The sequence below is a fragment of the Sphingomonas citricola genome, assembly GCF_019429535.1.
GTDB lineage: Bacteria > Pseudomonadota > Alphaproteobacteria > Sphingomonadales > Sphingomonadaceae > Sphingomonas > Sphingomonas citricola.
The window spans coordinates 454,638-479,193 of record NZ_JAHXZM010000001.1; the positions used below are offsets into that span (position 1 = coordinate 454,638).

Here is a 24,556-nt window from a genome sequence, read left to right on the forward strand (position 1 = left end):
TACTCGCGTGCGGCTCAGGCCTCGAACAGTTTTGCCCAGCCGCGCTTGGCGCGGTCCTTCCAGTGGCCGCGGTGGTACGCGTCAGAGGCAAGCAGCGGCATGACCGAGCCGGCTTCGGCGAAGACCATCTGCTCGATGCCGGTGTTGACCTTGCCCCAGCTCGCCGCTTCCTGCAGCGTCGAGGACGAGCAGGCGCCGTCGCGGACGTCGGCGACGGTGATCTGTACCGCGTACTTGTGCACCTCGACGTCCTCGTGGCCGAGGATCTCGGCGCAGACGACGGTGTCCTGAATGAAGTTCTTCGGCACGCCGCCGCCGATCATCAGGAGGCCGGTGGTGCCCGCCTCGATCTTGATCTGCGTGAGCTCGCGAAAGTCGGCGATCGCGTCGAGCACCATGTACGGGCGACCTTCCTTCGCCGCGTCGACCTGATGCTTGACGAGGCCGAAGCCCGCCGACGAATCGACGAACGCCGGGCAGAAGATCGGCACGTCATGTTCGTAGGCGAGCTTGACGAGGCTGTTGTCCTTCTTGCCGTGCTCGACGAGATACTTGCCCATCTCGCGGATGAACGCGCGGCTCGAATACGGCTTGGGCTCGAGGCTTTCCGCGATCTTGTTGATCGTGAAATCGCAGTCCTGGAGCTGCTCCTCGTCGATGTAGGTGTCGTAGATGCGGTCGATGTAGAGCGAGCGCAGCGTGTCGTCGTCGGGCACCTCGAGCGCCTGATAATGCTTGTGACCCAGACCCTCGAAGAAATCCATGTCGACGATCGTCGCACCGGTGGCGACGATCACGTCGACCATCTTGTTGCGCACCAGCTCGGCGTACAGGTCCATGCAGCCGCCCGCCGAGGTCGAGCCGGCGATGACGAGCACGACCGTGCAATCCTTGTCGGCGAGCATGTCGTTGTAGATCTTCGTCGCGCGGCCGAGGTCGCGGCTGGTGAAGCTCATGTCGCTCATCGCGTCGACGATCGGGCGCGCGTCGAAGCTGGTGATGTCGATGTGCTTGACCTGCTTCGACAGCAGTTCGGCCTTGCGGTTGTCGTTGATCGGGGCGTTGGCGCCCGCGGTCTTGTTGAGGGTGTCAGTCATGGGATGCTCCCCGCATGATCGGCGCGACGTCGTTTGGATGGGGACGCGCAAACCCGTAAGCGGCGGCACGCCCGTGCGCGCCGCCGACTTTCCGTTGCAATCCTGGCGTTACAGCTTCGCGACGTTCGACGCGATGTCCGCGCCGCCCCGGACGGCGCCACTCCGGACTGCATTGTCCTGCTCGATCGCGTCGTAGAGCGACACCATCGGTTCGTCGTCGACGATCACGGTTTCGTCGGAGCCGAAGCCGTTGAATGCGGTGCGCATTGCCGAACCATAGGCGCCGAGCATTCCGATCTCGATATAATCGCCCGCCTGGACGTCGGCGGGCAGCAGGAACGGGCCCGCCATATGGTCGAGGTCGTCGCAGGTCGGGCCGTAGAACGAGAAGGGATGATCGCGCACGGTCGACTCGGGCTCGCGCAGCAAAGTGACCGGGAAGCGCCAGCCGATGTGCGCGGCATCGAACAGCGCGCCGTACGCACCGTCGTTGATGTACAGTTCATTGCCGCGGCGACGCTCCACGCGCACCACAACGCTGCTGTATTCGGCGCACAAAGCCCGACCCGGCTCGGCCCAGAGCTCGGCCGAATAGGAGATCGGCAGGCTCTCGAACGCGCGGTGGATCGTCTCGAAATAACGCTCCAGCGGGGGCGGCTCCATGCCGGGGTAGCTCGACGGGAAGCCACCGCCGACGTCGATGACGTCGACCGTCACCGCCGCGTCGACGATCGCGGCGCGCACGCGCTCCATCGCATCCGCATAGGCGTCGGGCGTCATCGCCTGACTGCCGACGTGGAAGCAGATGCCGAGCGCGTCGGCGGCCTGGCGTGCGGCGAACAGCAGCTCCTTCGCCTCGTTCGGCGCAACGCCGAACTTGGACGCGAGGCTGAGCTTCGAATGTTCGGACGAGACGCGCAAGCGGACGCACAGCGTCAGGTCGGTCGCGTTGCCGGTCGCGCGCATAATCTTGTCCAGCTCCTCGATCGAATCGAGGCTGAAGGTGCGGACGCCGTGGGTCGCATAGGCTTCACGCACCGCTTCCTCGGCCTTGACCGGGTGCATAAAGCACAGCGTCGCACCCGGCAGCGTGCGCGCGACGAGGCGCACTTCGGCCAGGCTGGCGACATCGTAATGCGTGATGCCGTTGTCCCACAGGATCTGCAGGAGTTCGGGGCTCGGGTTCGCCTTCACCGCGTACATCGAGCGGCCCGGAAACTTCTCCGAAAAGAAGCGGGCGGCCCGCGCCGCAGCGTGGGGACGAACGAGCGTGACCGGCTGAACCGGTCCACCCTTGGCGATGTCGATGCCGCCACGGACGGCAGTCGATTGGGGCGCTAACCCCAGCGCGCGATGATGCTGGTGCAATTCAAGGGACCTCCGCGCCACGGCGACGCCGCGGACTTGTTGTTCGACAGATCACTGCCTTGCGGTGGAAGTCCCTTGGGGCAGCGGAGGGGTCACATAAGAGTGACCTACCCCCCTGTAAAGCGTTTCGCGGCCCCCGGTTTCATGCCATTCTGTGAAACGTGACAATTTTGCGACAACCGACGCGCGCAGGGGTGCGCGACGCCGCAGCGAAGGTCGCGGCGATCCTGCCGCAGACGCCGTTGTACGTGGTGATGATCGACGGCGTGGCGGTAGCGATGAAGGCCGAATCGCTCCAGCCGATCGGCGCGTTCAAGATCCGTGGGGCGTGGCACCGGCTGACCGCGATGGACGAGACGGCGCGCGCGCGCGGCGTCGTCGCCTTCTCCAGCGGCAACCACGCGCAGGGGATCGCGTGGGCGGCGAAGCGGCTGGGGATGGCGGCGACGATCGTGATGCCGGCGGATGCGCCGAAGGCGAAACGCGAGGCGACGCTCGCGCTCGGTGCCGAGGTCGTCGACTATGACCGGATGAGCGAGAGCCGCGAGACGATCGCGGCGCGGCTGGCGGAGGCGCGCGGCGCGACACTGGTGCCGAGTTTCGACGATCCGTGGATCATCGAGGGTCAGGGTAGCGCAGGCGTCGAGGCGGCGGAGCAGATGGCGGCGGCGGCGCTCGCGCCGTGCGCGCGCGCGGTGATCCCGTGCGGCGGTGGCGGGCTGGCGGCGGGGGTGGCGCTCGCGCTGAAAGACGCCGCGATCACGGTAGTCGAGCCCGAGGGCTGGGACGACATGCGCCGCAGCCTGGAGGCGAGCTGGATTGAGCCGGTGGGGCCGAACCCGCCGCCGACCGCGTGCGACGCGCTGCAGACGAAGCAGGTGTCGCCGCTGACGTTCGACGTGCTCAGCCGGCGCGACGCGACCGGCGTGGCGGTGAGCGAGGCGGAGGTGCGCGTCGCGCAGCGCTGGGCCGCCGAGCGGTTGCGGCTGGTGGTGGAGCCGGGCGGCGCGGTGGCGCTCGCCGCGCTGCTCGCGGGCAAGGTCGCGCTCGAGCCCGGACTGCTCGTCATCCTGTCGGGTGGGAACGTCGACGCCGACGCTTATGCACGGGCGATCGCGTGAACACGGGCGTCTACGGATCGATCGCGGGGGCGGCACCGGGGATCGCGATGCTGGCGGTGTTCGCCTGCGTGATCGGGGGCGTTTACCTGATCAGGACGCGGCGCAACCGGCGCAAGGGCGTGTTGATGATCGCGATGGCGCTGGTGCTGCTGGGCAACGTGCTGATCTGGACGATGTGACGCTGGCGGGACGCGGGCAGAGCCCGCGTCGTCGGTCGGCGCTGGCGCGCCGCCGGCCGGGCTCGCCGGCGAGACGTGGAATAGCGTGAGCTATTCCGCTCCGGCGAACTCACCGGATTGGTGAGTTCGGGTCGAGCCGCATATCCAAATAATTGTCCACGCTCTTCATCAGATCGGGCATCTCGTGCTCGAAGAAGTGGTTCGCGCGCGGGATCGTGTCGTGGTGGATCGTGATGTGCTTCTGCGTGCGCAACTTGTCGACCAGCTTCTGCGTCGCGGGCGGGGTCGCGACCTCGTCCTCGGCGCCCTGGATGATGATGCCCGACGAGGGGCAAGGCGCGAGGAAGGTGAAGTCGTAGAGGTTCGCGGGCGGCGCGATCGAGATGAAGCCGCGGATCTCGGGGCGGCGCATCAGGAGCTGCATGCCGATCCACGCGCCGAAGCTGAACCCGGCGATCCAGGTCGTCTGCGCTTCGGGATGGAAACTCTGGATCCAGTCGAGCGCGGCGGCGGCATCGGACAGTTCGCCGACCCCGTTGTCGAACACGCCCTGGCTCTTGCCCACGCCGCGGAAGTTGAAACGCAGCGTCGCGAAGCCGCGGCGCTGGAACGTCTTGTAGAGTTCCTGGACGATGCGGTTGTTCATCGTGCCGCCCGCGTTCGGGTGCGGGTGGAGGATCATCGCGACGGGCGCGCGCGGGCGCGGCGCGGGGGAGAAGCGGCCTTCGATGCGACCTTCGGGACCGGGAAAGATGACTTCGGGCATGGTCACTCGTTATATGAAGCGTGGGGACGCGCGAGCGCCCGGAATGGCGCGCTATATAAGCGCCGAGCCCGAGAATGGAACGTTTTGTGTCTGACCGTCTCTATCTGGACCACGCCGCGACGACGCCGATGACCGCGGGCGCACGCGCGGCCACGCTGGCGGGGATGGCGATCTGGGCCAATCCGTCGTCGCCGCACGGCGAGGGGCGGGCGGCGAGAAAGGCACTGGAGGAAGCCCGCGCGCAGGTCGCGGCGGCCTATGGCTGGACGGGCGACGTGCTGTTCACCAGCGGGGCGAGCGAATCGCTGAGCATCGCGCTCAACCGCACGCACGCCCCGGCGCGCTACGCGAGCGCGGTCGAGCATGACGCGGTGTGGCGCGCCGGCGCGGACCCGCGGGTGCTCGCGGTCGACGAATACGGCGTGGTGACGCGCGAAGCGCTAAATGCGGTGAGCGAGGGTCTGGTGTGCGTGCAATGGTGCAACAGCGAGACGGGGGTGCGGCAACCGATCGCCGCGATCGCCGAGACGGTGCATGCCGCGGGCGCGCTGCTGCTGGTCGACGCGGCGCAGATGCCCGCGGGCGAGGGGGCGGAGGTCGCGGCGCACGCCGATCTCGTCGCGGTATCGGCGCACAAGCGCGGCGGCCCGCCGGGCGTAGGGGCATTGCTGGTGCGCGATCTGGTGGTGCTGGCGCCATCGGGCGGGCAGGAGCGCGGGTACCGTGCGGGGACGGAGAATCTGCCGGGCGTGCTCGGTTATGCCGCGGCACTGGGGGAGGCCGAGCCGGTCGAACGCTGGGTGCGCTTACGCGCACGGCTCGATGACGCGATTTGGCGCTCGGGTGGCGAGGTGGTGGGCGAAGGTGCCGCGCGGCACCCCGCGATCGGCAGCTATCGCATGCCCGGCGTCGCTTCAAACGCGCAGCTGATCCGGTTCGACCTGGGCGGGATCGCGGTGTCGGCGGGAAGCGCGTGCGCGAGCGGGAGCCTGAAGCCGAGCCACGTGCTGCGCGCGATGGGGTGGGACGAAGCGCGGACGCGCGAGGTGGTGCGCGTCAGCTTCGGTCGGACGACGGACGAGGCGGATGTCGAACGCTTCATCGCGGCGTGGCGCGGCATCGCGCGCGAGACGCGGACGTTCGCGGCGTGAAATACCTCGATTATCAGGCGACGACGCCGCTCGCGCCCGAGGCGCTGGACGCGATGCTGCCGTGGTTGCGCGACGGGTTCGCCAACCCGCATTCGCCGCACCGTGCCGGACGCGCGGCGAAGGCGGCGGTCGAGGTCGCGCGCGTCGAGGTCGCGCGTCTGCTGCCGCCGGGCGGGCGCGTCGCGTTCACCAGCGGCGCGACCGAGGCGCTCAACTGGGCGATCAAGGGGACGAGCGGCGGCATCGTCACGCTCGCCACCGAACATGCCGCGGTGCTCGACGCGGTCGCGGCGGAGGCGGCGCGCGGGCGGGCGGTGACGGTGCTGCCGGTCGAGCGCGACGGGCTGGTCGACCTGGAGGTGGCGCGCGCGGCGATCGTGCCGGGCACGGGGCTGGTCGCGGCGATGCTGGTCAACAACGAGATCGGCGTGGTGCAGCCGATCGCGGCACTGGCCGACATGGCGCGCGCGGCGGGGGCGCTGATGCTGTGCGACGCGGTGCAGGGCTATGGCCGGGTCGCGATCCCCGACACGGTCGATCTGGTCGCGGTGTCGGCGCACAAGGTGCATGGGCCGAAGGGCATCGGCGCGCTGTGGCTGCGCGACGGGGTGACGGTCGCGCCGTTGCTCCACGGCGGCAATCAGGAAGACGGGCGTTCGGGAACGCTCAGCCCCGCGCTCTGCGCAGGGTTCGGCGCGGCGGCGCGGTTGATGCGCGAGCGCGCGGGCGAGGATGCGGCCCACGTCGCGAGATTGTGGGACATCGCGACCGGTCTGCTGTCGGAATGGACGGTCAACGGCGCGCTCGATCCGCGCTATCACGGCAATCTGAACGTCCGCCGCAACGGGCTCGACGTCAATCGGTTGATGAGCGACCTGCGCGACGTCGCGTTCTCCGCGGGCAGTGCGTGCGCGAGCGGATCGGGGCGCAGCAGCCACGTCCTACGCGCGATCGGATTGTCGGACGCGGCAGCGCGCACCTCAATCAGGCTCGGCTTCGGGCGCTACACGACCGAGGAGGAGCTACGGGCCGGGATCGGCCGGATCGTCGCTGCCGCCGACGTGCAGAGGATCGCGGCATGAAACTGTTCGTGATCGACGGCGATGCGGTGTCCGAATTCGCGGGCGAACCCGGCGAGCGGCTGCTCGACGCCTGCCAGCGCGCGGGATTGCCGCTGGAGGGCACGTGCGGCGGCGACATGGCATGCGCGACCTGCCACGTCGTCGTCAGGGCGGGCGATTTCGATCGCCTGCCGCCGGCGAGCGAGGAGGAGGAGGACATGCTCGACCTGGTGCCGAACGCGCGGCGGACGAGCCGGCTGGCGTGCCAGATCGTGCTGACGCCTGCGCTGGAGGAACTGGGGCTGAGCCTTCCGACCGCCTGATCGCCTCCTGACCCGTACCTGACCGATCGGTTCAGGAACCAGCAGGACTGCTGGCCTATTCTGCATGGCGGCGGGGGGCGAGTACGGGAGTAACTGGCATGAAGCTGATGATGTTGAGCCTGGCCGGCGTGGTGACGGCGAGCGCGATGACACCCGTCGCGGCGGACGCGCAACGCTGGCGCGACGATCGCGGCTGGCATTCGGGCCGTTATTATCATGGTGGACGCTATTATGCGCCGCCGCGGCGTTTCCGCGGACGCGGCTACGGTTATGATCGTCGCTGGCGCGGGCCGCGCTTCCGCACCGTCTGTCGCTACCGTCCGGCACGCTACGGCTCGGTCCGTCGCTGTTACCGCGTCCGTTACTGAGGAGTGCGTGCAATGAAGGCTCTGGTTTCCATGCTGGCGTTCGGGCTGCTGTCGATGACCGGCGTCGCCGCGACCGCCGCACCCGCCGCGGCGCAGGAGCGCGTCGTCGTGCGCGAGCGTACCGTCGTGCGTCACACCGGACCGCGGTATCGCGGGCGCTGGCATAATCGCCGCGTGTGCGAGCGGCGGTTTCGGCACGGCCGCCGCGTGACGGTGTGTCGCATGGTGCGCTATCGCCGCTAAACCATGCTAATGGCTTGATCACACCGCCCGGCTCCGCCATAGGGCGCGCGGGAGTCGGGCGGACGTGGTCGTCGCCAACCTGGTCAGGTCCGGAAGGAAGCAGCCACAACGATTTCGCCGCGGGTCGTTCCGGCTCCCACCGCGCAGTTTCGGAGAAACAAGCGCGGCCGGCGGTGCAAAGCACCGTCCGACGACGCGGCTCCGCCGCGGCGCATCCCTCACCATCGCTGGCGAAGAAGCACCCGGACCCCGCATCGCGCGCGGCATGACGGCGCGCTAATCGCTTCGACAAACGCGGCCTCGCGCCCTACATCGGGCAGGCAATGTCCGACTCCCTCGACCTCGGCTCCCCCCCTCAGCCAGCGGCGCCCGCCAAGGCGGAGACGTACCGCGTCCTCGCGCGCAAATACCGGCCGCAGACCTTCTCCGCGCTGATCGGGCAGGATGCGATGGTGACGACGCTCGCCAACGCGATCCGGCGCGGGCGGCTCGCGCACGCGTTCCTGCTGACGGGGGTGCGCGGGGTGGGCAAGACCTCGACCGCGCGGCTGATCGCGAAGGCGCTCAACTGCATCGGCCCCGACGGGCAGGGCGGGCCGACGATCGATCCGTGCGGGGTTTGCGAGCCGTGCCGCGCGATTGCGGAAGGTCGCCACATCGACGTGATCGAGATGGACGCGGCGAGCCACACCGGCATCGACGACGTGCGCGAGATCATCGAGGCGTCGCGCTACGCCGCGGTGTCGGCCAGGTTCAAGATCTACATCGTGGACGAGGTCCACATGCTGTCGAAGGCGGCGTTCAACGGGTTGCTGAAAACGCTGGAGGAGCCGCCCGCGCACGTGAAGTTCCTGTTCGCGACGACCGAGGTCAACAAGGTGCCGATCACGGTGCTGTCGCGCTGTCAGCGGTTCGATCTGCGCCGCATCCCGGCGGAGAAACTGGCGGATCATTTCGCGCGCGTGTCGGAGGCCGAGGGTGTCGAGGCGGAGGCGGAGGCGCTGGCGCTGATCGCGCGCGCGGCGGAAGGATCGGCGCGCGACGGCCTGTCGATCCTCGACCAGGCGATCGCGCACGCCGACCTGGAGGGCGGGGGCGTGCGCGCCGACGCCGTGCGCGAGATGCTGGGCTTGTCCGACCGCGGCGCGGTGCGCGACCTGCTCGCGCTGCTGCTCGAAGGAAACGCGCCCGACGCGCTCGCGGCGCTCCGGCGGCAATATGCGCTTGGGGTCGATCCGCAGACGGTGATGCGCGGGCTGCTCGAGGCGGTGCACGGCGTCACGCTGATCAAGGTCGGCGCGGCGGAGGATCCCGCGCAGCCGGTCGAGGAGCGCGCGGCGTATCGCGAGTGGGCGGGCGGCATGTCGTTCCCGGTGCTTCACCGGCTGTGGCAGTTGCTGCTCAAGGGTTACGAGGAGGTGAGCGGCGCGTCGCTGCCGATCGAAACGGCCGAGATGGCGCTGCTGCGCGTGATCCACGCGGCGAGCCTGCCCGATCCCGGTGAGCTCGCGCGGCGCGGGCCGAGTGCGCCGGGGGGGGTGTCGCAACCGCCCGCCGCGCCCGCTGCTCCGCCGGCGCCGGCCGATCGCACCCCGCGCGAATTCGCCGCCGCGCTCGACCTGGTCGAAGGCGCGGGGCAGATCGCGCTGGTCGCGCGGCTGCGTCACGCCGCGCGGTTGGTGCGGTACGCGCCGCCCGAGATCGAGTTCAGCAACACCCGGCCCTTGCCCGCCGACCTGCTGGTCGAACTCGCTGGTGCCCTGAAGGAGGCGACCGGGCGGGTGTGGAAGGTCGCGATGGTCGACGCGCCGGGCGAGCGATCGGTCCGCGAGGCGGAACTCGACGCGGTCCAGGCGCGTCACGACGAGGTGGCGCAGACGCCCGCGGTGCTCGCCGCGCTTGAAGCTTTCCCCGGGGCGGAACTCATCGATCCGCCCGCAGCAAAACGGAGTCTCTCGTGAAGGATTTGAACGACATTCTGGCGATGGCGCAGAACGTCCAGGCCGAATTGCAGAAGGCGCAGGACGGGCTCGACACGATCGAGGTCGACGGCGCGGCGGGCGGCGGGCTCGTCAAGGTGAAGGCGTCGGCAAAGGGGCGGATCATCTCGATCTCGATCGACGAATCGCTGCTCCAGCCGAGCGAGAAGCAGATGGTCGAGGACCTGATCGCCGCCGCGATCAACGACGCGCGGGCGAAGGCGGATGCGGCATCGTCGGCCGAGATGACCAAGATGACGAGCGGGCTGCAGCTGCCGCCGGGCTTCAAGCTGCCGTTCTGATTTAGGTTTGACGGTGACGGGCGGCGGCGGCGTGCAGGATGCGCCGCCGCCGTTCGCGTGTCGGGGGTTCGTCACGCCCGCGGAACAAGTGCCCCGCGATTCGGTTTCGCCACCACCAATCAGAAGGAGGATGGCATGGCCGAGGATCGTATCACCCAGACCCCGCACACGACCGTGATCGAGCGTCGCGGATCGAACGCGGGCCTTGTCGTCGGGCTCGCAATCCTCGTCGTCGTGTGCATCGCCGCTTATTTCCTGTTCGCGGGAAAGAGCAGCGAAGTGTCGAAGAACAATGCGATCAGCTCGGCGGCGAAGAGCGTCGAGTCGACCGCCGACAAGGCGGGCGCGGCGATCGACAAGAACAGCTGAGCCTATCGGCGCGGGGCGGGCGCGGAATGGCGCCCGCCGCCATGACGTCGGTTATTTAAGGCAGGCGTCCAGCCCCTGCCGCCGCACCACGCCGACGCGCGCGGCAATCGCGTTGCCGTGACGGCGCACGAAACCGCGCGGATCGATCGCGGCGCGCTTCTTCGGCAGCGGCAGCACCGCCGCGATCCGCCCGGCCTCGGTCGGCGTTAATCGCGCGGCGGAATGGTCGAAGTAGCGAATCGATCCTGCCTCGACGCCGTAGGTGCCGATTCCGGTCTCGGCGAGATTGAGATAGACCTCCATGATGCGGCGCTTGCCCCAGATCAGCTCGATCAGCGTCGTGAACCACGCCTCCAGCGCCTTGCGCAAATAGCCGCCGCCTTGCCAGAGGAAGGCGTTCTTCGCAGTCTGCTGGCTGATCGTCGAGCCGCCGCGGATGCGTCTGCCCTGCGCGTTGCGCGCCGCCGCGCCCGCAATCGCGCGCCAGTCGAAGCCGTGGTGGAGGCAGAAGCGCGCGTCCTCGCCCGCGATCGCGGCGCGCGGCATGTCGGGGTCGATGTCGGCGAGCGGGGTCCAGTCCTTCGTGATCGACCGCCCCTGAAACAGGTCGCCCGCCATCGTCAGCGTGAACGGCGGCGGGACGAGCGCGTAGAGGCCGACCCACAGGACCGACAGGACGACGAACCACAAGGTCGCCTTGAACAGGATGCGTGCTGCCCGGATCATCGTGCGCGCGGGCTTACGCGGTCGCGGCGATAGCGTGAAGCGCGTTGTTTACGACCAGCTGGGCACGGCGCGAAGGATCGCGGCCGCCGCGGCGAGCCCGGTGTCGCGCGCACCATGCGCGGTCGAGAAATCGTGCGGCGAACATGCCTCGCCCGCGAAGAAGAGGCGATCCTCGACCGGGCGGGCGAGGACCGCGCGCTCGCCGGCGTGACCGACGCGCGCGTGCGAGTAGCTGCCCTCGATCCACGCTTCGTGCCGCCAGCGCGTCGTCGTGATCGGACGCAGGCGCGCGCGCCAGTCGCTGCCGAGCAGTGCGACCAGTTCGTCGATCGCGAAAGCGGCGGCGTCGCCCCCCTCCAGCATGTCGGCGCAGTCGCCGCCGAAGAAGCTTTCCACCACCGGCCAGCCGAAGGGTGACAGGCGGTGGCTGGCGGTGCAAGCGGTGTGCGGGTTGCCGATGAGGTGCGCGTCGTGCGGCCAGTGCGCGCCGGTGACCGCGAGGAACGCCTTGTCGGCGACGCCGAGCGGGAGTGCGGCGGCGGCGGCGTGCTTGTCGGGCAGCGCGGGGGTGAACGACAGCCGCTCATCGGCGAGGATGCTGTTCGGCACCGCGACGATGACCGCGCGCGCGGTGATCGTGCCGGCATCGGTCGTGACGCGCAGCAGGTTGCCAGTGTGGTCGATGTGCCGCGCGACGACGTTGGTGCGCACGGTCAGCCCAGCGGCGTGATGCGCGACCAGCGTGCCATAGCCCTCGCGCACCGCCCAATTGTCGTCGGTCGCGGCGTCCTCGTAGGCGAGCCAGTCGTGGAGCGACACGTCGGACAGGTTCGCGCCGTTGACGTAGCCCGAGATCGCATCGAGCATCGGGCGCCAGCGATCGTCGGGTGCGACGAAGGCGGAGAGCGGCTGGTCGGGTCCGTCGGCGGCGGCACGCGCGCGCGCTTCCCACGCGTCCCACGCGCGACCGAACGCGGCTTGCTCGTCGGCAGAATAGCCGAGGTCGCGCCACTGCTCGCTCCAGTTGGCGGTGTCGGTCGCGATCGTGAAGCCCGCCGCGCGCGCCACGTCGGTCCAGCTGTTGCGCCGCGCCGAATGGAGCCAGCCGCAGCCGAGGTCGAGTGCGGCGTCGCCGTGGTGGATCGTGCGGGCGCGACCGCCGACGCGATCGCGTGCCTCGATCAACAGCGTGTCGACGCCCGCGTCATGCAGCGCGCGTGCCGCCGCGATCCCCGCCGCGCCCGCGCCGATGACGAGGACGTCGGGGTTCATCGAAACGACGGAACGGGGAGCGGCTGATCGTCGGCGAACAGCGACACCTGCTTGCGCTCCGCGGCATCGCGCGCGGCGACGTATTTCGACGCGGTCATCGTCAGCGCGAGGAAGCCGACCGTGATCGCATCGAGCGCGAGCATCGCCCAGACGAGTGCCGCGGGTCGCCCGATCGCGCCGAGCCCGAAGGCGTAGTGGAGCGCCATCAGTGGGATCACGCCCGCGAGCAGGTAACCGACCGCGCGCCAGAAGCTGCCCGCCATCACCGCGCACGACGGCAGCGGGCCGAGGCTCGCGTTGCCGATCGGCCAGGCGACGAACCACGCGGTCAGGTAAATGCCGAGCACCGATTGCGCGACCGCGAGCCCGGCGGTGACGAACGACGCGGCGCGTCCGTCCAATCCCAGTAGCGTACCGAGCGAGGGTCCGAACAGCATCGCATATTGAACGCTGCCCGCGATCGCGAACTGAACTGCGAACAGCCCGAGCGCGCGCGCGTCGAAGGCGAGCGTGCGGCGCAGGTCGCCGCCGAACGCGAGATAGCGCGTGAACCAGTAGCCCGGCAGCAGCAGCGCGAGCGTCTTGGCGAAACCGAACGCCATTCGCGTCGGGTCGTTCGCGACAGCACGCGCGGCGTCGCGGCTGACGTAGAGGCCCGACTGGATTTCGGCGATGTGCTGCGCGAACTCGACGAGCACCGGCACCAGAAACAGGAGCGGCGCCGCCCGCGCGAACCGGACGGCGCCGCCGTACATCTGCTTGATCGTTGGCCACATGGTTCAATTCCCCCCGGAGGAGAGAAGACCGGGTGGCCGGCGATCCGTCAAGCGGTCAGCAGTCGCTTCTCGCCCGCCAGCCGCATCATCGCGCGCTGCAGTTTCTCGAACGCGCGCACCTCTATCTGGCGGACGCGCTCGCGGCTGACGCCGTAGACCTGGCTCAATTCCTCGAGCGTCTTGGGATCGTCGGTCAGGCGACGCTCGGTCAAGATGTGCTTCTCGCGGTCGTTCAGGTCATCCATCGCGTTGACCAGCATATCGTGGCGGACGTCCGCCTCCTGCTGATCGGCGACGACCTTGTCCTGCAGGGGCGCGTCGTCCTGCAGCCAGTCCTGCCACTGACCCTCGCCGTCCTCGCGCATCGAGACGTTGAGCGAGGTGTCGCCGCCCATCGCCATGCGGCGGTTCATGCTGACGACGTCGGCCTCGGTCACGCCCAGATCGGTCGCGATCTTCTGCACGTTCTCGGGGCTGAGATCGCCGTCCTCGAACGCGTCGAGCCGCGCCTTCATCCTGCGCAGATTGAAGAACAGCTTCTTCTGCGCGGCGGTGGTGCCCATCTTTACGAGGCTCCACGAGCGCAGGATGTACTCCTGGATTGAGGCCCGAATCCACCACATTGCGTACGTGGCCAAGCGGAAGCCGCGATCGGGCTCGAACTTCTTCACGCCCTGCATCAGCCCGATATTGCCTTCCGAGATTAACTCGGAGGTCGGCAGGCCGTAGCCGCGATAGCCCATCGCGATCTTGGCAACCAGACGCAGGTGGCTGGTCACGAGCTGCGCGGCGGCATCGGTGTCGCCGTGTTCCTGGAACCGTTTGGCGAGCATGAATTCCTGCTCGGGCGCGAGAATCGGAAATTTCTTGATCTCGGACAGGTAGCGGTTGAGGCTCTGCTCGCCGCCGAGCGCCGGGATCGTCGCCGGGACGTTGCTGCCTTTTGCCATGATCCTTACGTCTCCCTTTCCTCGCGGAGAACGCGTCGACGCTGTCCCATTGCGGTGCAGCACGCGCCGTCCGATCCTATACGTCAAGCCGCCTGAACAGTTCCTGCATGTCGGCGGGCATCGGGCTGTCAAACGCCATCCTGGCGGTTGAAATCGGGTGAACGAACCCCAGCCGGGTCGCGTGGAGCGCCTGCCGGCGGAAATTCAACGTGTCGAGCACGCCCTTGTGAGCCTGCTTTGTTCTACCATAAACCGGGTCGCCGAGCAACGAATGGCCGAGCGACGCCATATGGACGCGGACCTGATGCGTGCGGCCGGTTTCGAGCCGGCATTCGACCATCGCCGCTTCGCGCAGTGGGTGAAGCGTGCGGTAATGCGTCACCGCGCGCTTTCCGCCGGCGACGATCGCGACCTTCTTGCGGTTCTGCGGGCTGCGCGCGAGCGGCGCGTCGACGCTGCCCGCGGCGGGCATCGGGCGGCCGCCGACGATCGCGTGGTAGCGGCGGTCGATCGAATGCGCGGCGAACTGTTTCGCCAGCCCCTCGTGCGCGCGGTCGGTCTTGGCCGCGACCATCAGCCCCGACGTGTCCTTGTCGATGCGGTGGACGATGCCGGGCCGCGCGACCCCGCCGATCCCCGACAGGCTGCCGCCGCAATGGTGGAGCAGCGCGTTGACGAGCGTACCGTCGAGATTGCCCGCGGCAGGATGGACGACGAGCCCGGCGGGTTTGTCGACGACGATCAAATGTTCGTCCTCGTAAGCCACGACGAGCGGGATGTCCTGCGCTTCGTTGTGCGCGGGCGCGGGCGCGGGGACCGCGACGCTGAACCGCTCGCCACCACGCGACTTGCGCGCAGGGTCGCGTACCAGTGCATTGCCCTGCGACACCTGCCCGGCGTTGATCAGCACCTTCAGCCGCTCGCGCGACAGGGTCGGCACCGCGTCCGCCAGCGCACGATCGAGCCGCCAGCCATCGGCCCCGGGTGCGATCGTCGCTTCGATGATGGAAACCCCCCGGTCCATGCTGCGTCCTAGATGGCGATGAGCGTCGACATTTCAATTACGGATCGGCAACGAATTCTCGACCACGCGGGGTCGTCGCCGGACGAGATCTGCGGCCTGCTGCTCGGCGAGGGCGACCGCATCGTGGCGGTGCAGTCGTGCGCCAACGTCAGCGCGGCACCCGCGACGCGCTTCGAGCTCGACCCGGCGGCGCTGATCGCGGCGTGGCGCGCGGCGCGGCGCGGCGGGCCGCGGGTGATCGGGCATTATCATTCGCACCCGAGCGGCGACCCGCGCCCCTCGGCGACCGACGCGGCCGAGGCTGCGGCGGATGGCGCGATCTGGATCATCGTCGGCGACGATGTGATGACCGCGTGGCGCGCGGTCGAGCACGGGGCAGTCCACGGTCGGTTCGATCCGGTCGCGATCGCGATCGTGCCCGATCCCAGCCCCTGATTTCGGGCGCATGGTTGACGCGCGGCTAACCATGCTTGCGCGACGATAGCCGAGCCGCCACAACACCGCATCGGTTCCGCGTACCCTTCAAGGATGATCCATGGCCATCAGTCCGGTCGATTTCGCCAGCCTGCTCTGTTCGCGGCTGTGCCACGACCTGCTCTCGCCGGTGGGTGCGCTCAACAACGGGCTCGAGCTGCTTGCCGACGAAACCGACCCGGCGATGCGCGCGCGGTGCATGGACCTGCTGAGCGAAAGCGCGCGGGTGTCGGCGAACAAGCTGAAGTTCTTTCGGCTCGCCTTCGGTGCGGCGGGCGGCTTTGGCGAGCGCGTCGACACGCGCGAGGCGCAGGCGGCGATCGAGGGGCTGCTCGGCGACAACAAGCGGCTGACGCTCGAATGGGTGGTGGAACGCACCGAACTGACCAAATCGGCGATCAAGGTGCTGCTCAACCTGTCGATGATCGCGGGCGACGCGCTGTTGCGCGGCGGGCGGCTGACAATCGGTGCGGAGGACGCCGACGGGCTGACCGAGATCGTGCTGCGCGCGGAGGGGCCGCGCGTCGTGCTCGACCCCGAATTGCGCGCGACGCTGGTCAACGGCGCCGCCGACGACGCGGTCACCCCGCGCGCGGCCGCGGCCTATATGGTGCACGCGATCGCGCGCGAGGCGGGCGGGTCGGTGCTGGTGAGCGAGGGTGAGGACGGGTCGATCATGTTCGGGGCGACACTGCCGTCGGGCGGCTGAACGCGGCGCCGGCTCCTAATCCGGTCTTAACCTAATGGTGCCATGCGGGGTCCGGTAACATCGAGGCCGCATGGACGATCTGCTGCAGGAATTCATTGCCGAAACGCGCGAGACGCTCGAGGCGCTCTCGGGCGAGATCGTCGGCTGGGAGCGTGATCCGACCGATCGTGCGCGGCTCGACGCGATCTTCCGCTTCGTCCACACGATCAAGGGAAGCTGCGGCTTCCTCGACCTGCCGCGGCTCGCGCGGCTCAGCCACGCGGCCGAGGACGTGCTGTCGGCGGTGCGCGCGGGCGAGCGTCAGCCCGATGCGGCGACGGTGTCGGCCATTCTCGCGATCATCGATCGGATCGGTGAACTGGTGGAGGCGATCAATTCGGGCGAATCGCTCGACGACGGCGACGAGGCCGGGCTGATCGCGATGCTGGAGCGCGGCGCGGAGCCCGCCGCCGCGATCGCCCCCGCCGAGGCGGCGCCCGCCCACGCATTTACCGCGCCGGCGTCAGCTGCGCCGGCGTCGCGGGGAGCGAAGCGCAGCGTGCGGCTTTCGGTCGATCTGCTCGACCGCATGATGAGCGGCGTGTCCGACATGGTGCTGGCCCGCAACCAGGTCGCGCGGCAGTTGCGCGATACCGGCGACCCGCAGCTGGAGGCGACGCTCGAGCGGTTGTCGATGACGGTCGCCGAACTGCGTGACACGGTGACGAGGACGCGGATGCAGCGGATCGATGCGCTGTTCCAGTCGCTGCCGCGGATGGCGCGCGACACGGCGGCGGCGGTCGGCAAATCGGTGTCGCTTGAGATCGAGGGCGGCGACGTCGAACTTGACCGCGAGATGATCGAGATGCTGCGCGATCCATTGGCGCACATGGTCCGCAACGCGATCGACCACGGGATCGAGGCGCGCGCCGATCGCGTGTTCGCGGGCAAGCCGGCGCAGGGCACGCTGCGGATCGCGGCGCGGCAGGCGGGCAATCTGATCGTAATCGAGATCGTCGACGACGGGCAGGGGATCGACGTCGACCGGCTGGTCGAGAAGGTGCTGCGCGCGCGACCCGATCGCGCCGCGGAGATCAATGGGTGGAGCGAAGCGCGCAAGCTAGACCTGATTTTCGAGGCGGGGCTGTCGACGCGCGACGAAGCGAGCGAGATTTCGGGCCGCGGCGTCGGGATGGACGTGGTGAAGGCCAATGTCGAACAGATCGGCGGGCGTATCGCGTTGAAGAACACGCGGGGGCGGGGGCTCGCCGTCACCATCGAGGTGCCACTGACGCTCGCGATCCTGAACGCGGTGATCGTCGAGGCGGCGGGGACGCGTTTCGCCTTGTCGCGGCAGGTGGTCGAGGAGATCGTCGCGGTCGATGCGCGCACCAGCGGCGCGTTGCGGATCGAGCGCTTCGGCGCGAACGCGATGGCGGTGGTGCGCGGCCGGCGGATGCCGATGATCGACCTGCCCACGCTGCTCGGCCTCCACGTGCCCGAGACGGTTGCGATGGTGGCGATCGTCACGCTTCGCGAGGGCGTGTTCGCGCTGGCGCTGAGTGGTGTGGTCGAGACGCAGGAACTGGTGGTGAAACCCGCCGCGCCGGCGGTGATGTCGACGGGTATCTACGCCGGGCAGATGCTGCCCGACGACGGCGTGCCGATCCTGCTGCTCGACGTTGCGGGGATCGCGCAGCGCGCCGGTTTGCAGTTCGAGCGGCGCGAGATGCGGCACGAGGAGGAAGCGGCCGTCGAGGCGCCGCGCGCGCTTCTGTTCCGCGACACCGACGGGTGCCGCCGGATGATAGCAGCCGAGGCGGTCAGCCGGATCGAGCGCGTCGCGCCGGGGGCGGTCACGCGCGCCGGCGATCATTGGTGGGTGACGCGCGAGGCGGCGGCGGTGCCGCTGTGGATCGGGCGGGTCGACGATCCGTCGCGCGTCGGCACGATCCTGCGCCTCCAGCTCGACGGGCGCGAGCTCGGCTATCCCGTTGTCGAGGCGTGCGAGATCGTCGATCTGCCCGCCGACCCGGTCGAGGGACCCGAGGGCACGACGGTGGTGATGCTGGGCGACGAACCGACTGAACTGCTCGACATCCTGGCGTTGTTCGACGGCGAGGTGCGACCGGCGTCGCGCCCGCTATGCCTGCTGCACGGCAGCGAGAGCGGCTGGATGGAGGCGTTCCTGCGTCCGACGATCGAGGCGGCGGGCTATCAGGTCGTCCGACAGGCGCAACCGGGCACGACGATTACGGTCGCGCTGGCGATGGAGGAAGAGGCGAGCGGAGCGCCCGGACGCGTGATCTGCCTGAGCCGACGCGCGGGGGCGGGTATCTACCGCGGTGATCGCGCCGCGCTGGTCGCCGCGCTGCAGGAGTATCGGGCATGAGTGACGGCCGCTTGCACCTCGTCGCGCACGTCGGCGGGCGCGGAATCCTGTTCGATGCATCCGAGGTCGACTCGGTGGTCGATCTGCCCGCGGTCGTGCCAGCACCGGGCGCGCCCGCGACGATCCGCGGGCTCGCCGCGCTGCGCAGCCGCGTCGCCACCGTGATCGAGACGCACCGCGTGCTCGGCCTGCCATGCGGCGGGGGCGAGCAGGGAGGCGGCACGCGCGGCGTGGTGACGATGATCGATGGCCACCTGTACGCGGTCGCTGTCGACACGCTCGAGGATGTCGCCGAGCTGGCGGTCTGCCCGGCCCCTGCGGGGATGGCATTGGAAGGCGGCTGGGCGGCGGTCTGCGGCGTCGCCGAGGGCGACGACGAAACGCTGATGATGCTCGATCTCAGGCGGCTGGTCGAACTCGCCGGCGACTAGCCGTTAACGCCACGCTTACGGCTTCGCGGCCAAGGTGCCGCATCAAGATGCGAGTCGAGTAACAGCATGAAAACCTGCCTGATCGTCGACGATTCGAAAGTCATCCGCAAGGTGGCGCGCCATATCCTGGAGACGCTCAACTTCGCGGTGGTCGAAGCGGCCGACGGGCGCGAGGCGCTGACGCAGTGTCACGCGCATCACCCCGATGTCGTGCTGCTCGACTGGAACATGCCGGTGATGAGCGGGATGGAATTCCTGCGTGCGCTGGGCGACGAAACGCTGCCCAAGCGACCCAAAGTCGTGTTCTGCACGACCGAGAACGGGATGGCGCACATCCGCGCCGCGATCGAGGCGGGCGCGGACGAATATGTGATGAAGCCGTTCGACCGCGAAACGCTGGAAAGCAAGCTGCAGATCGTCGGCGTCGCCTGACCCGTACCGGGAGCACGATCGTGCCGCCACCCAGCTCGCTCGCCCGCGTGATGCCGGGCCGCGCCTTGCCCCGCGTCGTGATCATCGACGATTCGGCGGTGGCACGCGCGGCGATGTCGCGGATCATCGTCGACAGCGCGCGCTACAGCGTGACGGCGACCTGTGCGAGCGCGTCGCAGGCGCTGACGCTGTTGAAACAAACCTCGGTCGACCTGATCCTGCTCGACATCGAGATGCCGCATACCAGCGGGCTCGCGGCGCTGCCGGAGCTGCTGCGCATCGCGCGTGACGCGAAGGTGCTGATTGTCTCGGGGTCGGCGGGCGAGGGGGCGGCGCACGCGGTCGAGGCGCTGGCGCTCGGCGCGGCGGACACGCTGGTGAAGCCGATCGCGGGGACGATCGGCGCGCATTTCGGCGACGCGCTGCTCGCCAGGCTCGACGCCTTGTCCTCGCCCGACCTGTCGCCGCCCCCGGTCGCGCGGGCCGCACCGCGCCCCGCCTATCCCTTTGACGTCGTCGCGATCGGTGCATCGACCGGCGGAATCCACGCACTCACCAGCGTGCTGCGCGCGGTGCCCGCGACGATGCAGCGGCCGATCGTGGTGACGCAGCATCTGCCGAGCAGCTTTTCCGCTTTCTTCGCCGCGCAGATCACCGCGGCGTCGGGGCGGCCGTGCGCACTCGCCGAGGATCGGATGCGCCTGCTGCCCGGACATATCGTTGTCGCGCCGGGAGACGCGCACGTCGTCGCGGTGCCGCTGGGCGACGGCACCGCCGCGCTGCGACTGTCGCGCGAGGCGGCATCAACCGGCAACCTGCCGGCGGTCGACCCGATGTTCGCGACACTCGCCGCGGTGTACCGCGAGCGGCTGCTCGCGGTCGTGCTGAGCGGCATGGGGCGCGACGGGCTGGAGGGCGCGCGCGCGGCGCGCGCGGCGGGCGGCACCGTGGTGGTGCAGGACCGCGAATCGTCGGTCGTATGGGGGATGCCCGGATCGGTCGCGGGCGCCGGGCTGGCGCACGCGGTGTTGACCCCGGCGCAGATCGCGGGCTTCATTGCCGCGAACGGGCGCGCATGACCGCGCTGGCGCGGGTGCAGCCGCCTAGTGCGGGCGCGACGATGGTCCTGTCGGCATTGCTGGAAGCGCGCACGGGGCAGCAGCTCGCCGCCAGCCGCAGCTGGCGGCTGGAGACCGCGATCGCGCCGTTGCTGAGCGAACTGGCGCTGCCGCACGCCGACGCGCTGGTCGCGCGGCTGCTCGACGGGCACGACCACCGCATCGGCGATCGCATCGTCGACGCGCTGCTGAACCACGAAACGTCGTTTTTCCGCGACGCGGGCGTGATCGAGAGCGCGGTCGAGGCGGTGCGCGCGCAGGGGGCCACCGCGCGTCCGCGCGTCTGGTGCGCGGCGTGTGCGACCGGGCAGGAGCCGCTGTCGCTCGCGATGCTGTTCGCGGAGGATGGCGGGGTGATGCCCGACATCCTCGCCACCGACGTGTCGGCGAGCGCGATGGCGCGCGCGCGGGCGGGCAGTTATTCGCAGTTCGAGATCCAGCGGGGGCTGCCGATCCGCCGCATGATGCGGTGGTTCGAGGCCGACGGCAGCAACTGGGTCGCGAACAAGACGCTGCTGGCGAGCGTCACTTATCGCCGGCACAATCTCGCGGTCGATGCGGGACCCGGACGGTTCGACCTGATCCTGTGCCGAAACGTGCTGTTCTACCTCACCCCGCCCGTCCGCCAAGCGGTGCTGGAGCGGCTGGCGCAGGCGCTGAAGCCCGCGGGCTTGCTGTTGCTGGGCGCAGGCGAGACGGTGATCGGGCAGAGCGAGCAGCTGCGCCCGAGCACGACGCACCGCGGTTTCTACGAGCGCGTCGATACCGAGGTGACGCCGCACGCGCAGCGCGGATGAGCCGCGCTTCCCACCATCACGGCTGCGCACTATAGCCCGCGTCGCAACGGCGTTCGTGGTTGGTGACGGCGCCGGGGGGACAGGCGCGATGATGCAGGTGTGCGGGTGAGGGTGATCGAGGCGCCATCGCCCAATTTCAACGAGCGCACGCTGCCGATCACGATGCTGGTGCTCCATTACACCGGGATGGAAAGCGCCGAGGCCGCGGTTGCGCGCCTGCGCGACCCCGCAGCCGAGGTGTCGTGCCATTATCTGGTCCACGAGGACGGGACCGTGCTGCGCCTCGTCGCCGATGAGCATCGCGCGTGGCACGCGGGGAAGTCGCACTGGCGCGACGTCGAGGACGTGAACTCGGCCTCGATCGGGATCGAGATCGTCAATCCCGGCCACGAATGGGGCTACCGTGCGTTTCCCGAGGCGCAGGTCGACGCGGTGGTGCGGCTGGTCGCGCATTTGAAAGACAAATACGAGATCACGCGCGGCAACGTCGTCGGTCACTCCGACGTCGCGCCGGCGAGGAAGCGCGACCCGGGCGAGCTGTTCCCGTGGAGCCGGCTGGCGCGGCTGCGGCTCGCGCTGCCACGCCCGACCCGGAACCTCGCCGATCCGTTCTGGAGCGAGGCGGGGTTCTGCCTCGCGCTTGAGCGGTTTGGTTACGACGTCTCCGATCGGATGGCGGCGATCATGGCGTTCCAGCGGCGGTTCCGTCCCGAATTGATCGACGGCGAGATCGACGCGGAATGTCGCATGATCTTGCTCGCGTTGCTGCTTCCCAAACCTCAGGGCGACGATTAGAGGCTTGCCCCGTCAGAGGGTCGGGCGGCCGCGTCGCGTCAAGCGTCGAGGAAAGTCCGGGCTCCGCGGAACGACGGTGGCGGGTAACGCCCGCCGGGGGTGACCCCAGGGAAAGTGCCACAGAGAGCAGACGGCCGCGCTTCGGTGCGGTCACGGTGAAAGGGTGCGGCAAGAGCGCACCGCGCGCCTGGCAACAGGGGCGGCACGGCAAACCCCACCGGGAGCAAGATCGAATAGGGGCGGCGCGGGAGCCTTCGCGTTTCCAGGGTGTGTTCCCACCCGCTGCCCGGGTTGATTGCTGGAGCCCGCGTGCGAGCGCGGGGCGAGAGGAATGGTCGCCCATCCCCGCTCAGGCGGGGTGGACAGAACCCGGCTTACAGACCCTCTGACGCACCTCTTCGCGGTTGCTCTTGCGCGCGCGACGCCTATCTCGGAGCGCTCATGGCGCGTCACACTACACGATCGAACGACTGGGGCTTTCCACGCTGGCGCGGCTACGGCAGCGGGCGCGAGGCGCAGACGGTTCGATTGTGCGACCGCCACGGCTGCGAGGAGCCGGGCAATTGCCCCGCGCCCAAGAGCCCGAACAGCCCGGAGCGGTGGTATTTCTGCCAGGTCCACGCGGGCGAGTACAACCGCGGCTGGAATTATTTCGAAGGGTTGTCGGCGGAGGAAGCCGCCGCGCGCGAGGCGGACGAGCGGCGCGACGCGGGCGGCTTTGCGCAATCGAAGCATCAGGCATGGGCGGGACCGGGCGACGGCACGCGTTCGCGCGACGAGATGCGCGCGCTCGACGTGCTGGAGCTGGAGGTCGACGCGTCGTTCGACGAGGTGAAGCTCGCGTGGCGGCGGCTGGCGAAGTCGAACCACCCCGACGTGCGGCCGAACGATCCCGAGGCGGCGAAGCGGTTCCAGGCGATCCAGGCGGCCTACGAGGTCCTGCGCAGCGCGGAGGACGCGCGGACGTGGAAGCCCGCGGGGGCGTGATCCGCGCATGAAGGATCACGTACGGGCGCGCTGGTCGGGCGCGGTGCTGGTATGCGGAAAATGCTCGAGGAAGCTGGACGGCGGGTTTGGCGATAAGGGACGCACGCCGCTTGCCAAGGCACTCAGGCAAGAGCCGGGGTTCGGCAAGGGACGCAAGGCAGGCGTCGGGGTGATCGAAACCAAATGCCTCGGCATCTGTCCCAAGCGTGCGGTCGTCGTGGTCGACACGCGCGCGCCCGACCGCTGGCGGATCGTCCCCGAAGGTGCCGACGTGGCGCTATTGGGCGATCAATTGCGCCCGAACGACGGGTAAACCGTACGACCTGTTTCAGGCGTAGCGCGCCGCGGTTTCGCGGATCAGCGCGATCATGTTGGGGATGCCCTGCGTCCGGTTCGAGCTGAGCTGCGCCTTGAGGTTGAATGGCGCGAGTTCGGCATCGATGTCGGTGGCGAGGATATTGGCGGGGGCACGGTCCTGGACGGTCAGGAGGACGAGCGCGATGATCCCCTTGGTGATCGCGGCATTGCTGTCGGCGAGGAAGTGGAGCGTGCCGTCGTCACGTACGGTCGGGTAGACCCAGACCGAGGCGGAGCAGCCGCGCACCAGGGTCGCCTCGGTCTTGAGCGCTCCGGGCATCTCCTCGAGCGCGCGTCCCAGATCGACCAGCAGGCGGTAGCGGTCGTCGCCTTCGAGGAAGTCATATTCGTCGCGGATGTCGGCGAGCGTGGCGGCGGGGGCGTCGGTCATGCCCGGCGCGCTATCGCCTGCGCGTCTGCGCCGCAACCGTGCGGCGGCACCGGCGTGGCGGGGAGGGCGCCCGCCACGTGCTTCACAGGTCGACGCCCGCCGCGATCGCCTCGAGCTTGCGGATGCGCTCCTTCAGGTCGGCAATCTCGATCCGCGCGCCCGCACTCGGGCCCGCGGGGGCAGCGGTCAGATGATCCTGCGCCATCTGCTGGTGCTTGAGCTGCAACCACCCGCGCCAGCCGTTCAGCGCGGCGTAGGTGAGCATGGCGAGCCCCGCGAGCGCGGCGGCGGCCATCGTCAGGTAGAAATTGGGATCGGACATGGCGTTCATCTCCTCTCTGGTCGCCGTCGCGTCAGCGGTCGCGCAGCCGCGCGATCTCGCGATCGAGGTCGAGGCTGTTGTGATTGTCGGTGATCACCCGCTCGAGCACCTGAACCCGCTCCTTGAGCGCGCGGATCTCCTCCTGCGCGTGAATGACCTCGTGCGGGGCGGGCTGCTGGCTGCCGAGCATGTGATGATTGCGGTGACGGGCGGTCTTCGCGATGGCCGTGATCATCACGATCATCACCACCATGAAAGCTAGGGACCAGGGCATCGTTGTTCTTTCCGGGTAAAAGG

The 24,556-nt window shown here is 69.3% G+C and carries 31 protein-coding genes and 2 other RNA genes; 22 read left to right on the forward strand and 11 right to left on the reverse strand.

Annotated features, from left to right (window positions below):
• Positions 1–14 precede the first annotated feature (14 nt).
• Both KZ810_RS02205 and KZ810_RS02210 read right to left on the reverse strand, forming a co-directional pair.
• Positions 15–1,097 (reverse strand): 1,9-bis(guanidino)-5-aza-nonane synthase, encoded by a 1,083-nt coding sequence (locus KZ810_RS02205; RefSeq protein WP_219767343.1) that lies wholly within the window; start codon positions 1,095–1,097, stop codon positions 15–17.
• 108 nt (positions 1,098–1,205) lie between these two features.
• Entirely contained in the window at positions 1,206–2,465 is a 1,260-nt protein-coding gene (locus KZ810_RS02210; protein WP_219767718.1) for a type III PLP-dependent enzyme, read from the reverse strand.
• A 161-nt stretch (positions 2,466–2,626) separates the two neighbouring features.
• Between KZ810_RS02210 and KZ810_RS02215 the strand changes: the two genes are divergently transcribed.
• Both KZ810_RS02215 and KZ810_RS02220 read left to right on the forward strand, forming a co-directional pair.
• Complete coding sequence (locus tag KZ810_RS02215; protein WP_219767344.1) at positions 2,627–3,586, forward strand: threonine ammonia-lyase; 960 nt, start codon at positions 2,627–2,629, stop codon at positions 3,584–3,586.
• Positions 3,583–3,765, forward strand: coding sequence for a hypothetical protein (locus KZ810_RS02220; RefSeq protein WP_219767747.1), 183 nt, complete (start codon positions 3,583–3,585; stop codon positions 3,763–3,765). The genes KZ810_RS02215 and KZ810_RS02220 overlap by 4 nt, the downstream gene beginning before the upstream one ends.
• A 109-nt stretch (positions 3,766–3,874) precedes the next feature.
• Here KZ810_RS02220 and KZ810_RS02225 read toward each other — a convergent pair whose 3' ends face one another.
• Positions 3,875–4,531, reverse strand: coding sequence for an alpha/beta hydrolase (locus tag KZ810_RS02225; RefSeq protein ID WP_219767345.1), 657 nt, complete (start codon positions 4,529–4,531; stop codon positions 3,875–3,877).
• A 74-nt stretch (positions 4,532–4,605) separates the two neighbouring features.
• Between KZ810_RS02225 and KZ810_RS02230 the strand changes: the two genes are divergently transcribed.
• The 9 genes from KZ810_RS02230 to KZ810_RS02270 all read left to right on the forward strand — a co-directional run bounded on the left by KZ810_RS02230 (position 4,606) and on the right by KZ810_RS02270 (position 10,327).
• A complete protein-coding gene (locus KZ810_RS02230; RefSeq protein WP_219767346.1) occupies positions 4,606–5,682 on the forward strand; it encodes a cysteine desulfurase family protein in 1,077 nt (358 codons plus the stop codon).
• Positions 5,679–6,764: a cysteine desulfurase family protein gene (locus KZ810_RS02235; RefSeq protein WP_219767347.1), complete on the forward strand. Its 1,086-nt coding sequence runs from the start codon at positions 5,679–5,681 to the stop codon at positions 6,762–6,764. Before KZ810_RS02230 ends, KZ810_RS02235 begins: the two co-directional genes overlap by 4 nt.
• Positions 6,761–7,066, forward strand: a complete 306-nt coding sequence (locus KZ810_RS02240; protein ID WP_219767348.1) for a 2Fe-2S iron-sulfur cluster-binding protein — start codon at positions 6,761–6,763, stop codon at positions 7,064–7,066. The genes KZ810_RS02235 and KZ810_RS02240 overlap by 4 nt, the downstream gene beginning before the upstream one ends.
• A 98-nt stretch (positions 7,067–7,164) precedes the next feature.
• The gene (locus KZ810_RS02245) at positions 7,165–7,434 is read left to right on the forward strand and encodes a hypothetical protein (RefSeq protein WP_219767349.1); all 270 of its coding nucleotides are present in this window, start codon (positions 7,165–7,167) and stop codon (positions 7,432–7,434) included.
• Between the two features lie 12 nt (positions 7,435–7,446).
• Positions 7,447–7,677: a hypothetical protein gene (locus tag KZ810_RS02250; protein ID WP_219767350.1), complete on the forward strand. Its 231-nt coding sequence runs from the start codon at positions 7,447–7,449 to the stop codon at positions 7,675–7,677.
• Positions 7,678–7,723: 46 nt separating this feature from the next.
• An RNA gene (ffs, locus tag KZ810_RS02255) (signal recognition particle sRNA small type) lies at positions 7,724–7,821 on the forward strand.
• A 179-nt stretch (positions 7,822–8,000) separates the two neighbouring features.
• Entirely contained in the window at positions 8,001–9,638 is a 1,638-nt protein-coding gene (locus tag KZ810_RS02260; protein ID WP_219767351.1) for a DNA polymerase III subunit gamma/tau, read from the forward strand.
• Positions 9,635–9,958 carry a YbaB/EbfC family nucleoid-associated protein gene (locus KZ810_RS02265; protein ID WP_219767352.1) on the forward strand — a complete coding sequence of 108 codons (324 nt, stop codon included), beginning with the start codon at positions 9,635–9,637 and terminating at the stop codon, positions 9,956–9,958. Before KZ810_RS02260 ends, KZ810_RS02265 begins: the two co-directional genes overlap by 4 nt.
• 135 nt (positions 9,959–10,093) lie before the next feature.
• The gene (locus KZ810_RS02270) at positions 10,094–10,327 is read left to right on the forward strand and encodes a hypothetical protein (protein WP_219767353.1); all 234 of its coding nucleotides are present in this window, start codon (positions 10,094–10,096) and stop codon (positions 10,325–10,327) included.
• Between the two features lie 51 nt (positions 10,328–10,378).
• Here the strand turns inward: KZ810_RS02270 and mtgA are convergent, their stop codons facing one another.
• The 5 genes from mtgA to KZ810_RS02295 all read right to left on the reverse strand — a co-directional run bounded on the left by mtgA (position 10,379) and on the right by KZ810_RS02295 (position 15,075).
• Positions 10,379–11,053, reverse strand: a complete 675-nt coding sequence (gene mtgA, locus KZ810_RS02275; protein WP_219767354.1) for a monofunctional biosynthetic peptidoglycan transglycosylase — start codon at positions 11,051–11,053, stop codon at positions 10,379–10,381.
• Positions 11,054–11,101: 48 nt separating this feature from the next.
• Entirely contained in the window at positions 11,102–12,325 is a 1,224-nt protein-coding gene (locus tag KZ810_RS02280; protein ID WP_219767355.1) for a flavin monoamine oxidase family protein, read from the reverse strand.
• Entirely contained in the window at positions 12,322–13,101 is a 780-nt protein-coding gene (locus KZ810_RS02285; RefSeq protein ID WP_219767356.1) for a hypothetical protein, read from the reverse strand. Before KZ810_RS02285 ends, KZ810_RS02280 begins: the two co-directional genes overlap by 4 nt.
• A gap of 47 nt (positions 13,102–13,148) precedes the next feature.
• Positions 13,149–14,051 (reverse strand): RNA polymerase sigma factor RpoH, encoded by a 903-nt coding sequence (gene rpoH, locus KZ810_RS02290; RefSeq protein ID WP_219767357.1) that lies wholly within the window; start codon positions 14,049–14,051, stop codon positions 13,149–13,151.
• A 76-nt stretch (positions 14,052–14,127) separates the two neighbouring features.
• On the reverse strand, positions 14,128–15,075 hold the full coding sequence (locus KZ810_RS02295; RefSeq protein WP_219767358.1) for an RluA family pseudouridine synthase: 948 nt from the start codon (positions 15,073–15,075) through the stop codon (positions 14,128–14,130).
• 18 nt (positions 15,076–15,093) lie between these two features.
• Between KZ810_RS02295 and KZ810_RS02300 the strand changes: the two genes are divergently transcribed.
• From KZ810_RS02300 to KZ810_RS02350, 11 genes are all read left to right on the forward strand, one after another.
• Complete coding sequence (locus tag KZ810_RS02300; RefSeq protein WP_219767359.1) at positions 15,094–15,510, forward strand: M67 family metallopeptidase; 417 nt, start codon at positions 15,094–15,096, stop codon at positions 15,508–15,510.
• Positions 15,511–15,610: 100 nt separating this feature from the next.
• Entirely contained in the window at positions 15,611–16,258 is a 648-nt protein-coding gene (locus KZ810_RS02305; RefSeq protein ID WP_219767360.1) for a histidine phosphotransferase family protein, read from the forward strand.
• 70 nt (positions 16,259–16,328) lie between these two features.
• The gene (locus KZ810_RS02310) at positions 16,329–18,629 is read left to right on the forward strand and encodes a chemotaxis protein CheA (protein ID WP_219767361.1); all 2,301 of its coding nucleotides are present in this window, start codon (positions 16,329–16,331) and stop codon (positions 18,627–18,629) included.
• On the forward strand, positions 18,626–19,060 hold the full coding sequence (locus KZ810_RS02315; protein ID WP_219767362.1) for a chemotaxis protein CheW: 435 nt from the start codon (positions 18,626–18,628) through the stop codon (positions 19,058–19,060). The genes KZ810_RS02310 and KZ810_RS02315 overlap by 4 nt, the downstream gene beginning before the upstream one ends.
• 66 nt (positions 19,061–19,126) lie before the next feature.
• Positions 19,127–19,492 (forward strand): response regulator, encoded by a 366-nt coding sequence (locus KZ810_RS02320; RefSeq protein WP_219767363.1) that lies wholly within the window; start codon positions 19,127–19,129, stop codon positions 19,490–19,492.
• Positions 19,493–19,512: 20 nt separating this feature from the next.
• Positions 19,513–20,571: a chemotaxis protein CheB gene (locus tag KZ810_RS02325; protein WP_308461468.1), complete on the forward strand. Its 1,059-nt coding sequence runs from the start codon at positions 19,513–19,515 to the stop codon at positions 20,569–20,571.
• Complete coding sequence (locus KZ810_RS02330) at positions 20,568–21,407, forward strand: CheR family methyltransferase (protein ID WP_219767364.1); 840 nt, start codon at positions 20,568–20,570, stop codon at positions 21,405–21,407. Before KZ810_RS02325 ends, KZ810_RS02330 begins: the two co-directional genes overlap by 4 nt.
• Before the next feature lie 162 nt (positions 21,408–21,569).
• Positions 21,570–22,202 carry an N-acetylmuramoyl-L-alanine amidase gene (locus KZ810_RS02335; RefSeq protein ID WP_258044385.1) on the forward strand — a complete coding sequence of 211 codons (633 nt, stop codon included), beginning with the start codon at positions 21,570–21,572 and terminating at the stop codon, positions 22,200–22,202.
• Between the two features lie 12 nt (positions 22,203–22,214).
• An RNA gene (gene rnpB / locus KZ810_RS02340) (RNase P RNA component class A) lies at positions 22,215–22,595 on the forward strand.
• Between the two features lie 48 nt (positions 22,596–22,643).
• Positions 22,644–23,189 (forward strand): J domain-containing protein, encoded by a 546-nt coding sequence (locus tag KZ810_RS02345; protein ID WP_219767366.1) that lies wholly within the window; start codon positions 22,644–22,646, stop codon positions 23,187–23,189.
• Positions 23,190–23,196: 7 nt separating this feature from the next.
• Positions 23,197–23,502, forward strand: a complete 306-nt coding sequence (locus KZ810_RS02350; protein WP_219767367.1) for a (2Fe-2S) ferredoxin domain-containing protein — start codon at positions 23,197–23,199, stop codon at positions 23,500–23,502.
• Between the two features lie 15 nt (positions 23,503–23,517).
• Here the strand turns inward: KZ810_RS02350 and KZ810_RS02355 are convergent, their stop codons facing one another.
• The 3 genes from KZ810_RS02355 to KZ810_RS02365 all read right to left on the reverse strand — a co-directional run bounded on the left by KZ810_RS02355 (position 23,518) and on the right by KZ810_RS02365 (position 24,533).
• Entirely contained in the window at positions 23,518–23,937 is a 420-nt protein-coding gene (locus tag KZ810_RS02355; RefSeq protein WP_219767368.1) for a SufE family protein, read from the reverse strand.
• 82 nt (positions 23,938–24,019) lie between these two features.
• The gene (locus tag KZ810_RS02360; RefSeq protein WP_219767369.1) at positions 24,020–24,259 is read right to left on the reverse strand and encodes a hypothetical protein; all 240 of its coding nucleotides are present in this window, start codon (positions 24,257–24,259) and stop codon (positions 24,020–24,022) included.
• Between the two features lie 31 nt (positions 24,260–24,290).
• Positions 24,291–24,533 (reverse strand): hypothetical protein, encoded by a 243-nt coding sequence (locus KZ810_RS02365; RefSeq protein ID WP_219767370.1) that lies wholly within the window; start codon positions 24,531–24,533, stop codon positions 24,291–24,293.
• Between the last annotated feature and the right edge of the window lie 23 nt (positions 24,534–24,556).

Coding starts and splice junctions, on each gene's coding strand:
- KZ810_RS02205 (WP_219767343.1), bottom strand. CDS start 1,097: ATGACTGACACCCTCAACAAGACCGCGGGCGCCAACGCCCCGATCAAC.
- KZ810_RS02225 (WP_219767345.1), bottom strand. CDS start 4,531: ATGCCCGAAGTCATCTTTCCCGGTCCCGAAGGTCGCATCGAAGGCCGC.
- KZ810_RS02230 (WP_219767346.1), top strand. CDS start 4,606: ATGGAACGTTTTGTGTCTGACCGTCTCTATCTGGACCACGCCGCGACG.
- KZ810_RS02240 (WP_219767348.1), top strand. CDS start 6,761: ATGAAACTGTTCGTGATCGACGGCGATGCGGTGTCCGAATTCGCGGGC.
- KZ810_RS02245 (WP_219767349.1), top strand. CDS start 7,165: ATGAAGCTGATGATGTTGAGCCTGGCCGGCGTGGTGACGGCGAGCGCG.
- KZ810_RS02250 (WP_219767350.1), top strand. CDS start 7,447: ATGAAGGCTCTGGTTTCCATGCTGGCGTTCGGGCTGCTGTCGATGACC.
- KZ810_RS02260 (WP_219767351.1), top strand. CDS start 8,001: ATGTCCGACTCCCTCGACCTCGGCTCCCCCCCTCAGCCAGCGGCGCCC.
- KZ810_RS02270 (WP_219767353.1), top strand. CDS start 10,094: ATGGCCGAGGATCGTATCACCCAGACCCCGCACACGACCGTGATCGAG.
- mtgA (WP_219767354.1), bottom strand. CDS start 11,053: ATGATCCGGGCAGCACGCATCCTGTTCAAGGCGACCTTGTGGTTCGTC.
- KZ810_RS02280 (WP_219767355.1), bottom strand. CDS start 12,325: ATGAACCCCGACGTCCTCGTCATCGGCGCGGGCGCGGCGGGGATCGCG.
- KZ810_RS02285 (WP_219767356.1), bottom strand. CDS start 13,101: ATGTGGCCAACGATCAAGCAGATGTACGGCGGCGCCGTCCGGTTCGCG.
- rpoH (WP_219767357.1), bottom strand. CDS start 14,051: ATGGCAAAAGGCAGCAACGTCCCGGCGACGATCCCGGCGCTCGGCGGC.
- KZ810_RS02295 (WP_219767358.1), bottom strand. CDS start 15,075: ATGGACCGGGGGGTTTCCATCATCGAAGCGACGATCGCACCCGGGGCC.
- KZ810_RS02300 (WP_219767359.1), top strand. CDS start 15,094: ATGAGCGTCGACATTTCAATTACGGATCGGCAACGAATTCTCGACCAC.
- KZ810_RS02305 (WP_219767360.1), top strand. CDS start 15,611: ATGGCCATCAGTCCGGTCGATTTCGCCAGCCTGCTCTGTTCGCGGCTG.
- KZ810_RS02310 (WP_219767361.1), top strand. CDS start 16,329: ATGGACGATCTGCTGCAGGAATTCATTGCCGAAACGCGCGAGACGCTC.
- KZ810_RS02315 (WP_219767362.1), top strand. CDS start 18,626: ATGAGTGACGGCCGCTTGCACCTCGTCGCGCACGTCGGCGGGCGCGGA.
- KZ810_RS02320 (WP_219767363.1), top strand. CDS start 19,127: ATGAAAACCTGCCTGATCGTCGACGATTCGAAAGTCATCCGCAAGGTG.
- KZ810_RS02330 (WP_219767364.1), top strand. CDS start 20,568: ATGACCGCGCTGGCGCGGGTGCAGCCGCCTAGTGCGGGCGCGACGATG.
- KZ810_RS02335 (WP_258044385.1), top strand. CDS start 21,570: ATGCTGGTGCTCCATTACACCGGGATGGAAAGCGCCGAGGCCGCGGTT.
- KZ810_RS02345 (WP_219767366.1), top strand. CDS start 22,644: ATGGCGCGTCACACTACACGATCGAACGACTGGGGCTTTCCACGCTGG.
- KZ810_RS02350 (WP_219767367.1), top strand. CDS start 23,197: ATGAAGGATCACGTACGGGCGCGCTGGTCGGGCGCGGTGCTGGTATGC.
- KZ810_RS02355 (WP_219767368.1), bottom strand. CDS start 23,937: ATGACCGACGCCCCCGCCGCCACGCTCGCCGACATCCGCGACGAATAT.
- KZ810_RS02360 (WP_219767369.1), bottom strand. CDS start 24,259: ATGTCCGATCCCAATTTCTACCTGACGATGGCCGCCGCCGCGCTCGCG.
- KZ810_RS02365 (WP_219767370.1), bottom strand. CDS start 24,533: ATGCCCTGGTCCCTAGCTTTCATGGTGGTGATGATCGTGATGATCACG.